The sequence below is a fragment of the Pseudorhodoferax sp. Leaf265 genome (genome assembly GCF_001422365.1).
GTDB lineage: Bacteria > Pseudomonadota > Gammaproteobacteria > Burkholderiales > Burkholderiaceae_C > Pseudorhodoferax.
On the sequence record NZ_LMMT01000019.1, the window covers coordinates 44555 to 57630 of the forward strand.

The following is a 13076-nucleotide window of genomic DNA, read 5'->3' on the forward strand; positions in this document are numbered from 1 at the left end:
TTGAGAACGGTCAGTGGGTGTAGCCCATGAGACCCGGCAGCCAGGTGGAGAGACCTGGGAAGAATGTGAGCATGGCAAGAACCACCATGAGCGCGCCAAAGATGGGCATGGCCTCGCGGGTCATCGGCCCCATCTTGACGCCAGACACCGATGAGGTCACGAACAGCAGGCTTCCAACAGGTGGAGTGACCATTCCAATCGTCAAGTTGATGATGCAGACGATGGCCATCTGTAGTGGCTCGATCCCAGCGGCATCTACCATGGGAGACAGGATCGGCACGGTGATCATGATGCCCGGCAGCGGCTCAATGAATATGCCGACCAGAAGCAGTAGGACGTTGATGGCGATCAGCAGTGCAAGCGGCGAAAGGTGGAACTGGGCGATCCATGCAGCGACGTCTTGGGGGATCTGGCTGATGGTGAGAACCCATGCGAACACTGCCGAGGTGGCAACGATCAGCAAGATCGAAGCCGTCATGAGCGCCGTTCGGAAGATCATGCTGGGCAGCATGTCGAAGCGCAACGTCCGGTACACGAAGCGCCCAACGATGAGCGCGTACAGCACCGCGGCGGCGGATGCCTCGGTTGGCGTGAAGACCCCAGAGTGAATGCCACCAAGGATGATGACCGGGAGCATCAACGCAGGCACCGAGTTGAGGAAAAGTCGGAGGGTCGATGTCCCGTCGTTCACCAACGTGCTTCGATAGTTGCGACGGGTGCTGATGATCTGGTTCACGGCCGCAATCGCCGCTGCGATCAACAGACCTGGGACGATGCCAGCCATGAACAAGCCTGAGATCGTCACGCTTGTGTCGGTCATCGCATAGACGATCATGATGATGGACGGCGGGATGACGGGCCCCACGATGGCGGAGCAAGCGGTAAGCGCCGCTGCGTACGACTCGCTGTAGCCGGCCTTTTTCATCATCTTGATCAGGATCGCGCCCGGGCCGGCTGCATCTGCCAGTGCTGAGCCGCTGATGCCCGAGAAGATGACCGAAGTCAACACGTTGGCGTGACCCAAGCCGCCGCGACGGTTTCCTACAAGGCGCGCGGCGAACTTCAGCAGTACGTCCGTCATCGCGCCGCCGGACATGATCTCTGCCGCCAAGATGAAGAACGGGATGGCCATCAGCGGGAAGCTGTCAATGGCACCGAACATGTTCTGGACGACCACCAAGCCGGGCAAGTCCGGCTGCCAAAGGATGGCAACAAATCCCCCAATCAGCATGGCGAAGGCGATGGGCACGCCCAGCGCCATCAACGCGACGAAGGTCAGTGAAAGGATGAGGCTCATGTCAGTGCCTTCTTAGATCGCTTGGGGGTCGAAACCTTCGACCTTGTCCCAGCTGCCAGTGGTGACCCAACTTCTGGCGACAAGCGCCAAGTGAACAAGCATCAGAAGTGCTCCGATCGGCATCGCCATATAGATCAGGCCGTACGAGATGCCTAGAACCGGAGTCTCCTGCCCCCAAGCAAAGTCCACGTACTCAACTCCCAGCCAAGTGACCGCGAGCAACGTGAAGGACACGATGCACACGATGGCAGAACGGATGCTTCTGGCTACCGCAGGCTTCACAGCTCCTGCAAGCGAATCGACGGCGATGTGACCACCCACCCGCAACGCCAGTCCGCAGCCCAGCATGGCAGACCAGATCATCAAGTAGCGGCTGACCTCTTCCACCCAAGTGAGCGAGTAGGAGAAAAGGTACCGAGCGATCACGTTGCCGATCACAAGAACAACCGTGATGCCGAGCATCGCCACGACGACCCATCGATTGACCTCGATCAGGCGTCGCTCCCAAACGCCAATCGTGCGTGTGTTCATCGCGATCTCAATACCTGTAGTTGTCATGGTTGTACCGGCGAGCAAGAACCTGGCGCAGCAAGGAGCCAGTGCGGCGGCTCGAGGTGCATAGGTCGGATGTTGAACATGTGATGAAGCACCCAGGCGCCAGCAGACGGCAAGTCGCAAGAGCAAGCATCTGCGATGCTGGGTGGATGCAGGGTTAGGCGCTTTCCGCAGCGTCCATGGCGCGTCGGGTGTGCTTCGTGAGCAACTCTGAGACCACATTGACCTCCACGTCGGTCATCGGTGTCGACAGCGCACCTGAGCAGTTCGGAGTTAGGAGGACACCGTCGGTCAGCATGTCCAACTGGATCTTGGCGTAGACCTTGCTCAAAGCGGCGTCGGCATAGGCGGATCGATAGTCTGTGACAGGCTTGGTCGTAAGATGAAGTCGAAAGAGAGAGCCGGATCCCAGAAGGCGGGCAGGCACGCCTGCAGCCGCGAACGATGCGTTCACCTTTCCTCGCAGCGCCTCCGCCTTCGAGTTGAGACGATCCACTGCTGCCGCGTCGTAATGCTCAAGCGTGGCCAACCCGGCTGCCATGCTGAGCGGGTTGCCGCTGAACGTGCCGCCAATGGAGACCTTTGGCGGTCCGTCAGCATGGTTGAAAACCGACATCACGTCCGCGCGACCGGACACCGCGCCAATCGGCATTCCGCCGCCTATGATCTTCGCCGTGGTGATCAGGTCGGGGTGGAGGCCATACAGCGGCGCAGATCCAGCAACTGAGAGCCGGTAGCTGATCACGTCATCAACGATCAAAATGATTCCGTGCCGCTCGCAAGCCCGCTGCACCACACCGGCCGTCTCGCGGCTGACCGGCACCATGCCTGCCCGTGAAGCGTTCGTGTCGAGGATCACGGCAGCCAGCGTCGGGCCCTCGCGCTCGAGGATCTCTTCGCAACGAGATGGGTTGTCGAATGGAAGCACAACGGTCTGCGACAACACCGAGGCCGGCGCGCCAACGTTGCCGGCGATCGAGCGCGGATTGCCATCGGCGTCGTCCCACTCCCCTGGTTTCGGCGCGAGGCTCACCTCCACCCAGTCATAGGCACCGTGGTAGCAGCCTTCGAACTTCGCAATCCGCTCCCTCCCGGTCACACCTCGAGCGCCCTTGATGGCGTGCATCACCGCTTCGGTTCCAGAGTTGCAGAAGCGGGTCTGCTCGAACTGTGGATTGCGATCCCGTAGAACCTCCGCCAACTGAATCTCGCTTTCGGTAGGGAGGCCAAAGGCAGTGCCGCCGCCAAGCTTCTTCTTGATCGCCTCGATCACAGGCGGGAACGCATGCCCGTGGACGAGCGAGAAGAAGTTGTTGGCGCAATCGAGGATTCGACTCTCGTCCAGGTCATAGATCCAGCAACCCTCTCCACGCCCCACGTAGGAGGGGTACGGCCTGAACCAAGAGGCGGCCCTCATGGAGCCTCCGGGCACCACGCATCGTTCGCGCAGGAAGGCCGCTTTTGAAGCGGATCGCGCATCATCGCGAGGAGCATCTGCATCGGGGTTCTTGCTAATTTGATTCATGGCGGTCGTCGAGACACATCGATAAACAAGCCTTTATTGAAGCACATGATCCTTGTTGCTGTCTACTTGGATCATTCGATCCGAGGGAAAACCATGGCATAGACCAAGCACCAATATTGGGCAGCCGTCCGGTGGGCCAGGGGTCCCACACAGTCCGCTAGGTCATCGAAAAGCGCCACTCCAGGCTCTTCACAGGAGCAGCCCGGCGGCCGAACTTGAGCACCGTTCGTGCAGCCCTTCACGCCGTTGCAGCTTATGATTCTCGAGCGAAGTTCTTGGAACACTTGATCCAGGGTCCTCATCGTTGACACCTCGTTTGGGCTACGGTCCGACAACGGCTTGACGATGTTCTTCCGCTCGGCGTCACGCGCATTCTTCGGACCACAGAACGCCCCAAAAGCGGGCAATGGCGGCTGAGATCTACGGTATGCGCACAGTTACGGAGCAGTTTTTTTTTGGAGGCCACGTTTGTCATCGCAAAAATTTGACGTCATCGAGGACATTCGAGGCATTTGCTTCGAACTCACTGGCCAGGCCATCGAGGCTGCCAACTACCTCATCAACAACCCAGAAGAAGTAGCGTTCTCATCGATGCGAGAGATCGCAAGACGCGCCAACGTGCCGCCGGTTAGCTTCGTAAGGCTCGCTCAAAGGTTGGGTCTGACCGGCTATAGCGAACTCAAGGAGCGTTTCATCAAGTCCATGCAAGGGCCGCATCCGCGCCTGTTGTCCGATGGGACACGCAACGTCGAGAGTGCGCGTGCGCTGATGAAGGGCTCGCGTGCTGCAAGCGGCGCCAACGATAGCTTCATCCAGGAGTTCTTTCAGGCGGAAACTGGAGTACTCCAAGAAACGCACAACCATCTGACGATAGGTCAAGCAACAGAGGCTGCGGCGCTTCTTGCGACGGCCAAACGAGTGTTCGTTTGCGCGAAGCGAACCGCGTTCCCTGCCGCCTTCATGATGCGGCATCTCCTCGCGAAGGCACGTCCTGACGTCGTGCTCATGGACGGCGTCGGCGGCGCACCGGAGAGCGCACTGGAAGACATCACTGCACATGACGTCCTTGTCTGTTTCACGTTTTCTCCCTTCAACAGGACGGTGCATTCATTCGCAGAACATGCCTCTGCGTCAGGGGCGAAAGTCGTGGCCGTCACAGACAGCTTCTCAGCGCCGATCGGCGAGTTCGCTAAGAACCTCCACTTCACCGTAGCTAGCTCCAGCAGGACCTTCTTGGAGTCGGGGGTTGGGGCTATTGCGATAGCACAACTTCTGTGCGCTCTTTCCATCAACAAGCTGGGGTACAAGGCCCAAGAGCGCATACAGCGGAACGAGAGCTTCCTGATGCAATCTGGCGAGTACTTGTCCGCGGGCAGAAGAGGCACACGACGTAGAAGTGTTCCAGACCAATCCGCCTGAATGATGTTTGAATCGCCCCGGCTTCAGCAGCCACCTCCGAGCCCCGAACTCGGGGCCTTGTGCCGCGACGAGCGAGCACCCTGCCGCACTTGAATTTCAGCTCGATGCGGTCAAGCAGATCACGCAGTGCTGCCATCGGGTGGCCCAGATGTCCGCTCGAATGGGCGTGAGCCAGCACAGGCTGAGCAAGTGGGTCAAGGCGCACTCGTCACCGGCAACCGACCGCCAGGCGCAGTCGTCGCAGGCGGAGACTGCGGGTCCTGAAGGCTGAGCTCCGGCGCTCGACAGAGGATCGCGAAATCCTAAGAAGGCCCCCCGGTTCAACCGGTCGCCGCAACGCCGTCGAATGCAAGGCTGCAGCGAGGTAGAGGTCTTTGGCGCGACTTGGGCGTCTTGCGCTGCCGGATGCGCAAAGTGCAAGCTGTCGGAGAGATGGAGGGCTGGCGAGTCGAACAGCTACGTCGTCGTGCACTATGGAAAAACCCAGGTTCTGTCAACGGCTTGCTAGCGCTCGGTGGAGGAATCTAAAGTGCAGGGCGCAAGCGGGCCTCGTCGGCCCTGACAGGGCAGGAGCGAAGCCGATCTCGCGCGGCTTGACCGCCGGGCTGCCAGGCAGGGCAGACTTCAAGGCAACGCTGGGCGAGCGCCGTCAACCGCAGTAGCCGGGGGAAACCGCCTGCACGCTGAGGGCTGCCGTGCGTCAAAGGCCGACGAGCGCTTATGGGATCAAGGGCAAAGCGTGTGCACCGGCGTTTACCCTGGGCGGGGCATCTGGTTGCCCAGCAGCGGTCGCCACAGCAGATCGCGCTGTGGTTGTAGCGAGATCACCCTGGCGGCAGTATGCAGGCGTCTCACGAGACGATCTAACGAATCTTGTCGTGCACGCAATTCTGCGGCTTGCTGAAGAAGTCGTTGATACCGGATCAAGAACTCGCCGCTCGATGCAACGAACTCGCGCGGAACTCGGCACCGAGGTGCCTCGCGCCAGTCACGGATGCCATTGCAACTCAAGAGCACCCGGCAAGGTTACGCCACCCACGTGCAGTTGCCACATCCACCAGTCTTCAAGGCGCTGGCCCCAGAAGGTCGAATGGCTGGAGGACGACGATAGGCTCAAGCTGCAAGCAGCGCGTTGCGCCGGTGGCTTGGTCCACCCGGGGTACCCCGGTCGTCACTTTTCAATTGCTTTCCGACCCAATGGCGCCAACGTGCCAGGCGCAGGGCCGCCGATGTCGCGTTGACAGATGAGGACCTGGCCGATCTGGTCAAATGTGTGCGCTGCAACAGAGTGTCGCCTTGACCGCTACTATGCCAAGAAGAGCAAGCTGGTCGATCTGCCGCTTGAAGCGCAGAAGCTAATTGCCCGGTAAACGGTTAGTTGCGCACCGCCACCTTCCCCCCGCGCGCGCATAGGATGCCGCGACTGGAAGGTCGGAGCTTGTACTCGCTGCGCGCCAGGATTACGACCCATGCCTTCGCAGTTCAGAACCAGCATCCTGTTCGTTTCGCGATGCGATACCCGTCACCCGCGTCCTTTCAGCAACTTGCCTGCGCCTGCTAGGCCATCACCAGTTCAACACCTCCTCTTGCAACAGGCATGCGGAGGTCTGCAGTACGCCCACGTCCTCACACCTGGGGCGTTATCAGACGTGGGCATTTGCGTGCGCGCTGCCCAGGGACGGCGGTCGTTCACCAACTTGGCTTCGAAGCGGATGGGTTTCATCATCGCCCTTGCCGACGACATTTCGGAGGATACCCCCATGATCGAAGCAACCGAACGCCGCGACATGGCCTACCCGACGCGCTGGCCGCGGGACTTAGCCCCGAACAGTCCCATCGTTTGATGATCTAAATCCTTGCGTTCCCTACGGCGCAGAGTCGAGATATTCATCAGCCTGGCGATGCACCGCCCTGAACCGACGACGCTGCGCGATGACGTTCGGAACTTGGCGCATCTGGGTCGCATCGCCAAGCCGACATCAGTGCCGCATGAGTTGCTGCGCGGACTACGAGGTGTGCGGGCCCCGCGAGCCATGGCCATACCGTGTGAGCGGTCCGTAGTTCATCCTGACCGACAAGCAGCTTGGATGATCGGGCCACGATCTCGTACGAGTACTTTGCGTTTTCGGCCGAGCGCAAGCGCCTTGAGGAAGCCACCATGGGGCTAACATTCACCCTCTGAAAGCCCTCTTTCCGATCAAGCAGTGACGGCATAGCCTAGCCGCGTGTCGAACTGCGGCGGCCAGCTGCGGCCAGCAGCGGCCAGCAGCGACCAGGCGAACGACTACTTTCCGGACGGCTTGACGCCCGGGGACAACGTTTCCCCCGAAAACTCCTCGATACCGAGTGCTTCGACCTCGGCCGAGACGCGGTCGAACAGCGCTTGAAGGTCGCGTGGATGGGGACGCTTCAGGTAGCTCAATGCGAGCACCGTCACTGGGTGCACGTTCATCACCTGGGCCAACGCTTCGAGCTTGCCGAACGTCGGATCGCTCGTCCCGCGCTCGATGCGGCTGACGTGCGCCATCGAAGATACCGTGTCGAACGATCCCTGGGTCAGTTGCCTCGCAACGCGCACCGCGCGAAAGGCACGGGGAAGATCAGAGGCCGGAGGGAAGTACGGAGGCTTTCGAGGCACGCCGCATTGGCGCATCTAGAATGCGTGGAATCTAGAACATATATGTTTAGCAATTCTCCGGCCAGCCGATGCTCGCGTTGGCCTGTGATCAACCAGGAAGGATGCGACATGCCAAAGCCGGTAGGGGTTCACCGAGGGGTGCTGAAGGAACTGGGGCCTGGGGTCGGTGAGGTCGACGGGGACATCAGCAGCAGCACGTACAGCTACGTCCAGTTCACCGACGGCACCATGCTGCGCAACGTTGTCGTCGTGGGCGGCCTTGCTGGAAAGCTCGACGTGGCTCTGGAGTCGAAACAGACCGTTGAGCTGCATGTGCAGCCTGGCTTGAAGAAGAATGGCGTCTTGCTAGCCGTGAAGCTCGGCGACAACCTGTACGCCAGCGACATTTCGGGCAGCCTCTTCTTCATGTACGTCGCCATGGCGGTGCTGATCCTGTTGGGGGTGGCTACCATCTGGGTCTTTGGCCTCGGGCTTCTGTTCCTCGCGTTCGCGTTCTATACCTGGCTCAGCCTCAGCCTGGTGCGCGCGACAAAGAAGTACGTTCGCGGTCTTCACGGAGCCATATTGCTTTGACCACCCGAGCGTCTGTCCCCTGCCCATCAGCACCGGAGCTTCCGCGCAGGCTGGGGCGCGCGCTTCGCAAGTCTGGCCTGCCTCGCCGCTCGGTCTTCACCGGCGCGCGTGGCGTGTACGCCCACTCCGTGCTCCCGATGATCCTGCCCTCCTCGTTCGAGAAGCCGAGGACGGCACCTACGTGATCGGCGCGATCAGGAACGGCCACTTCCGCGCGCGCAAGGGTCGCGGATAGTTCCCTTTGGCGCCCACTTGACGCTCATGGAGCAGTGCATGTCCAACGATCATAAGGCCCAGGCACTCGTAGATCGCTGCCCTTACATGTTCGAGCAGCCCCAAATGCTCAACCTCTACGCGGGCTGGCTCGATCCTCTTGAAACGCTGTGCGCCTGCATCCACGCTCGTCTGCACGGCAGTGCCATGTCTTTCCAGTTCCTCCAAATCAAGGAGAAGTTCGGGACCTGCCGAATCTATTTCCACCTTGGCCTGCCTCGTTCCGAGCCGGAGGCTGAGGCTCGGCTACGGGAACTCGCTATCCTGCGCGAGGCCGTCGAGAGCGACATCGAGACCGCGCAGACGGCCTGCGGTTCGCGCTGCATGGTCTGCGGTCGAGACTCCACCACCCGCGTACACGGAGCTGCGCTTGCGACCTTGTTCGAGCGGCACGGGTTGTCCGAAAGACTGCGCGACCCGTGGTCGCTGGCGAAACTGCCGATCACCAACGGAGCCCAGCCATGACCCGACAAAGCGAAGCGAACCGGGACGCGGACGCGGACGACGTGCGGCTGGGATGGGTGCACGACGGTTCGCTCATCACGCCAGAGCGGTTGGGCGAGGCATGCGGCCAGAGCAGTGACGCACTCGAAGAGGCCTGCGAGCGCAACGAGCTGTTCCGACTGAAGGTCGGAGAACTTTGGTTCTACCCTGCCGTGTTCGCGTGCTTCTCGCTGGACGACGTGCACCGCATCAACCGCGCGCTCAAAGGCGACGACGAGGTTGATAAGTTCATCTTCTGGCACCGTCGCCACGGAGGGCTTGGCGGGCGAGACGTGAGTCAGGCACTTCGACAGGGCATGGTCGATCGCGTGCTCGAGCTAGCGTTGGGATGGTCGGAAGAGCGTGGGCTTGCATGACGATCCGCGATCCTGATCTCTAGCGTTGATGCAACCAAACCCAAAGCTTTCACACGTGGCGCGAACCCGCGGACCGTCGTACGATTTCACCGAGTTGCTGGGTCCCTCGGATGCCGTCTTCACGGCAACTGAGCGCCGCCTTCCAGGCAGGCTTCACAAGACGACACACCGAACGGATCTGTTGACGATCGATGAGGTGAGAGCGCTTCAAGCGATCGCTCGCGCACGCGGCGTCGAACTGGCTCGGATGCTGGGCGTGCGGATCGTGTGAGCTCATGCGTGTTCGCCGCAACCCTCCCAAGCCCTAGCCTTCAGGTCGGCCGGCGACCGAGGTGACAAGCGGATACGAGCGCACGACCTGGCCCACGTTTCTCTCAGGACCAGACTGGAGCGGCGCCGCCATCCGCTCCGGCGGCGTCAGGCTGTCGAGCGACGGCCAGCAGAGGTGATCGATTGTGGCGTCAAGCGCGACCAGTGACTAGCCAGGCTTGCGCACAGGAACTTCCGGCGGCGGGCACGGAACAAATTTGGCGCCGATCATCCGTCCCGTGACACATGAACCGTCTTCTGCTTGCTGGACGAGCAATCTCGGATCGTCTGGATGCGCCGAGTAGGCGAACACGCCCGGTCGGGTGAACACGCTGGACCGAGGCAGGCCAGGACGGCTCAGCGCACGCCCTAATTTTGGAAGCAACACCCGCGCAGACTCCGAGGCGGGCGTCTTTCGGGGTGCTGGCTCAGGTCCGGTGCGCACCAGCGCGAGGCCATCGCCCACCATTGCGATCAAGGTGCCTTTCACCGACCGTTTGGAAACCATGGTTGCTCCTTTCATGCAGGGTCGCACGCGTTGTCTAAGCCTGCGCCAGCATGCACCAAAAAAGTCTGCGGCTGCTTGCGGGGGCCACCGTGCGAGATGCGTTACAGACCGCGCACGTCTGTAGACGGTCAACTTCGACGACAGTGGCCCAGCACGGACGATACAAGAGGCGCTACGGGTTCCGCGCAGGCGGTCTTCGAGACGCCTCGTATGGGCGACATCGCGTTCTCGCCACCGACCTCTTCCGCAACACGTCGTGTGGTTTGGCCTCCTGCGGTCCTGCCGCATGCCCCATTCTCTGCGTGGTCGCTCATGCCGGTGCTGGCGGCGTGCACGGCGCCCTCGCCGTAGCGCCGGTTCAGCTGCCATGGCGCCATTCAAGAGGTCGTGAGCCGGCCCGCCCACGTTTCGCCCAGCGCGAGCTCACGAAAACATCTTGCAGGAAGGGGTGAAAGTCCTTTCAATCACTGCCTTCAATGCCGCCTATTTCGCAAGCGTTCGCGCTCTACAGCCATCCTTCGGAGATGGAGCCGCTGCTGCCTGGCGAGCACCGGTTGCCACCGCTTCTCGAGCAAGCCCGAGAGCTGATCCGCAGCGCCGGCCGCCTCGCTGGCATGTGCCCACCCGGGGCCTTGCTGGGTCTGCGCGGACAACTCCGGGCCATGCACTCGTACTACAGCAACAAGATCGAGGCCGAACACGCTTCGCCGGCCGAGATCGAGCAGGCCCTGCGCAACGACTACGCCAGCGATGCCGACATTGCGCGCCGTCAGCGGCTGGCCCTGGCCCACATGGCCACCGAAACCAGCATCGAACGCCGGGCGTCGCGATCCGACTGGGCCACGGTCTGGTCGCCACGGACGTTGCAAGGCATCCACCGAGATCTGTTCGCGCGCCTGCCGCCGGACGACCAACGCCAGCCCAGGAAGGAGGAGCCGCTGGAGCCAGGGGAACTGCGCACGCAGCAGGTGAGCGTGGGCCGGCACGCTGCGCCCGATGCCGTTAAGTTGCCGGACTTCCTGGAACGCTGGAGCCAGTTTTATGGCGGCACACACATTGGCGAACGACGTGTGCTTGCAGCGATGGCATCGCACCAGCGGCTCGCGTGGATTCATCCGTTTCGCGATGGCAATGGCCGCGTCGCTCGTCTGCACACGCATCTGCTGCTCGCCCAGCTGGGCTTGACGAATGGCATTTGGTCCGTCACGCGCGGTTTTGCGCGCAGCCACGCGTACTACGCCCACCTGGCAGAAGCCGACGAAGCCCGCGCCGGCGATCTCGACGGCCGCGGTAGCCGCACCGAACGCGGCCTGGAAAACTGGATCAGCTATGCGTTGGGACTGTGCCTGGGCGAGGTGCAGTTCATGTCCGATCTGCTGGCGACGGAGGGCATGAAGGAGCGCCTTGCAGCCTGCTTGGCTCATGAGGAGCAGGTCGTCCGCCAAGGTGTAGGAAGCCAGGCCCTGGGCGCGCTGCATCACCTGTTCGTCGCCGAAGGTGAACTGGATCGCTCCGACTTCAAGTCCATCCTCGGCCTTGGCGACCGGCTGGCAAAGGCCCAGATCCGCGCGCTGCTCAAACGCGGCCTGCTGAGCAGCGACTCACCTGATGGCCGCCTGCGCTTCGGCGTGCCGCAGCACGCACTGCGCTTCTACTTCCCCGGGCTCTGGCCGGAGGCCGCGGTCCAATAGCGCGCGGCCTGGCAATGGCTGAGCACGCAACTGATCAACGGGGTTACGAAGATCGAAGTCAAAGGCGGTCGGTAAGCGTTAGGCCATCAATCGGCGTTTCGATTTAACACCAAGCTCGGGCGCAATGTTCATGCCGAACCAGGGGGATTCATCCCATCACAAAGTCGACCAAACCGGGCAAGCATTTCCCCCGCAAATCAAAACCAGCCACCACACTTTCGCGCGCCGACGCACGGAGGTGTTGCAGCCCACCACGGTGACCGAGGGTGTCGGCCACGGTGTCGGCCAGCGCTTTCGGATCGAAGAAGTCCACCAGCAAGCCGTTACGACCGTGCTCGATCACCTCTTCCAGGGGTGCCGTGCGCGAGCCTACTACCAGGCATCCGATGCTCATGGCCTCCAGCAGGGACCACGAAAGCACGAACGGATAGGTCAGGTAAACGTGCACCGCCGACACTTGCATCAGCTGCGTCAAGACCTCGTGCGGTATCCGACCCACGAAATGGACGCGCGTTGGATCGATCTCCCCGCGCACCTCGTCCAGGAAGATCTGCTTCCAAGTCTTTCCGGAAGGTGCTGCTGCTCCGTAGCTGACCCCCTCCCCGCCGACGATCACCACACGAGCCTTCGGACGCAAAGCGAGCAACGACGGCAACGACCGCATGAACGTGTGGTAACCGCGGTACGGCTCCAGCTCGCGTGCGACGAACGTGACCACCTCGTCGCCGGCTCGCAGCTGGACGCGCGCCGAACGCAATCCCACCACCGCGGCCGGATTGGGCCGGAACCGGTCCGTGTCGATGCCGTCGTGGATGACGGAGATTCGTTCTCGAAACCAGTCGGGATGCTGATCGCGCTGGAACCTCGTTGGAGACAGTCCTCCATCGCTGGCCTCCATGGCCTGCAGGAGGTGGATGTTCTTGAGGCGCGTGCGCATGCGTGTCGCTTCCTCATCCGCAGCGGCGAACTCGGGGTCGAAGACGGCATCGCCTGTCGGGCCGCCGTAGTAGTACTCCGCATACACGAGATGCCGAGCACTCGGAAAAACGTCGCGTGCAAAGATGGCTTCGCCCCAACCAGGATGCGCGAAGACCACGTCGGGCTGGAAGCCACCGCGTGCCAGATCGCGCATGGCTTTCGCTGCCGACTCGCCGCGAGCGAGCTTGGCAGCGTAGTCATCCAGGGCCGTCCGCCCGTCGGCTCCAACAGCTGGCGGAATCGGAGAGTGGTAGACGTGCCGGACGCCGGCAAGCGGCGGCGACTTGTTGACGCCAAGCGCAACAACCTCATGCCCTAGCTGAACGAGGCGCGGCGCAAGGTGCTTGAACTGGCCAGGGAAGTTCTGGTGAACGAACAGGATCTTCATCGGTGATCCATGGGGTCGAGGAAAGGACCATCGGTGCTACGCGACACCGACCGTCCTCACAC

General features: G+C 61.8%; 10 protein-coding genes and 1 pseudogene. 6 read left to right on the top strand and 5 right to left on the bottom strand.

The window, feature by feature from the left end:
- Positions 1–10: 10 nt before the first annotated feature.
- From ASF45_RS17585 to ASF45_RS17595, 3 genes are all read right to left on the bottom strand, one after another.
- A complete protein-coding gene (locus ASF45_RS17585) occupies positions 11–1297 on the bottom strand; it encodes a TRAP transporter large permease (protein ID WP_056665310.1) in 1287 nt (428 codons plus the stop codon).
- Positions 1298–1309: 12 nt separating this feature from the next.
- Positions 1310–1855, bottom strand: coding sequence for a TRAP transporter small permease (locus ASF45_RS17590; protein WP_235580950.1), 546 nt, complete (start codon positions 1853–1855; stop codon positions 1310–1312).
- 154 nt (positions 1856–2009) lie between these two features.
- Entirely contained in the window at positions 2010–3377 is a 1368-nt protein-coding gene (locus tag ASF45_RS17595; RefSeq protein WP_056665317.1) for an aspartate aminotransferase family protein, read from the bottom strand.
- Between the two features lie 468 nt (positions 3378–3845).
- On the opposite strand from ASF45_RS17595, the gene ASF45_RS17600 reads away from it, so the two are divergent.
- Positions 3846–4796, top strand: coding sequence for a MurR/RpiR family transcriptional regulator (locus ASF45_RS17600; protein ID WP_056665320.1), 951 nt, complete (start codon positions 3846–3848; stop codon positions 4794–4796).
- A gap of 118 nt (positions 4797–4914) precedes the next feature.
- Positions 4915–5107: pseudogene (locus ASF45_RS36530) on the top strand (IS3 family transposase); the annotation flags it as partial.
- Between the two features lie 1973 nt (positions 5108–7080).
- Here the strand turns inward: ASF45_RS36530 and ASF45_RS17610 are convergent.
- The gene (locus ASF45_RS17610) at positions 7081–7449 is read right to left on the bottom strand and encodes a helix-turn-helix transcriptional regulator (RefSeq protein ID WP_063887709.1); all 369 of its coding nucleotides are present in this window, start codon (positions 7447–7449) and stop codon (positions 7081–7083) included.
- A 93-nt stretch (positions 7450–7542) separates the two neighbouring features.
- On the opposite strand from ASF45_RS17610, the gene ASF45_RS17615 reads away from it, so the two are divergent.
- The 4 genes from ASF45_RS17615 to ASF45_RS17630 all read left to right on the top strand — a co-directional run bounded on the left by ASF45_RS17615 (position 7543) and on the right by ASF45_RS17630 (position 11648).
- Complete coding sequence (locus ASF45_RS17615; protein WP_156473055.1) at positions 7543–8007, top strand: hypothetical protein; 465 nt, start codon at positions 7543–7545, stop codon at positions 8005–8007.
- Between the two features lie 273 nt (positions 8008–8280).
- Positions 8281–8745, top strand: a complete 465-nt coding sequence (locus ASF45_RS17620) for a hypothetical protein (protein ID WP_156473056.1) — start codon at positions 8281–8283, stop codon at positions 8743–8745.
- The gene (locus ASF45_RS17625) at positions 8742–9140 is read left to right on the top strand and encodes a hypothetical protein (protein ID WP_056665333.1); all 399 of its coding nucleotides are present in this window, start codon (positions 8742–8744) and stop codon (positions 9138–9140) included. The genes ASF45_RS17620 and ASF45_RS17625 overlap by 4 nt, the downstream gene beginning before the upstream one ends.
- A gap of 1341 nt (positions 9141–10481) precedes the next feature.
- A complete protein-coding gene (locus ASF45_RS17630) occupies positions 10482–11648 on the top strand; it encodes a Fic family protein (protein ID WP_235580951.1) in 1167 nt (388 codons plus the stop codon).
- A 148-nt stretch (positions 11649–11796) separates the two neighbouring features.
- Here ASF45_RS17630 and ASF45_RS17635 read toward each other — a convergent pair whose 3' ends face one another.
- Complete coding sequence (locus tag ASF45_RS17635) at positions 11797–13014, bottom strand: glycosyltransferase (RefSeq protein WP_056665336.1); 1218 nt, start codon at positions 13012–13014, stop codon at positions 11797–11799.
- Between the last annotated feature and the right edge of the window lie 62 nt (positions 13015–13076).

Coding starts and splice junctions, on each gene's coding strand:
- ASF45_RS17595 (WP_056665317.1), bottom strand. CDS start 3,377: ATGAATCAAATTAGCAAGAACCCCGATGCAGATGCTCCTCGCGATGAT.
- ASF45_RS17610 (WP_063887709.1), bottom strand. CDS start 7,449: ATGCGCCAATGCGGCGTGCCTCGAAAGCCTCCGTACTTCCCTCCGGCC.
- ASF45_RS17620 (WP_156473056.1), top strand. CDS start 8,281: ATGTCCAACGATCATAAGGCCCAGGCACTCGTAGATCGCTGCCCTTAC.
- ASF45_RS17625 (WP_056665333.1), top strand. CDS start 8,742: ATGACCCGACAAAGCGAAGCGAACCGGGACGCGGACGCGGACGACGTG.
- ASF45_RS17590 (WP_235580950.1), bottom strand. CDS start 1,855: ATGACAACTACAGGTATTGAGATCGCGATGAACACACGCACGATTGGC.
- ASF45_RS17630 (WP_235580951.1), top strand. CDS start 10,482: ATGGAGCCGCTGCTGCCTGGCGAGCACCGGTTGCCACCGCTTCTCGAG.
- ASF45_RS17585 (WP_056665310.1), bottom strand. CDS start 1,297: ATGAGCCTCATCCTTTCACTGACCTTCGTCGCGTTGATGGCGCTGGGC.
- ASF45_RS17615 (WP_156473055.1), top strand. CDS start 7,543: ATGCCAAAGCCGGTAGGGGTTCACCGAGGGGTGCTGAAGGAACTGGGG.
- ASF45_RS17635 (WP_056665336.1), bottom strand. CDS start 13,014: ATGAAGATCCTGTTCGTTCACCAGAACTTCCCTGGCCAGTTCAAGCAC.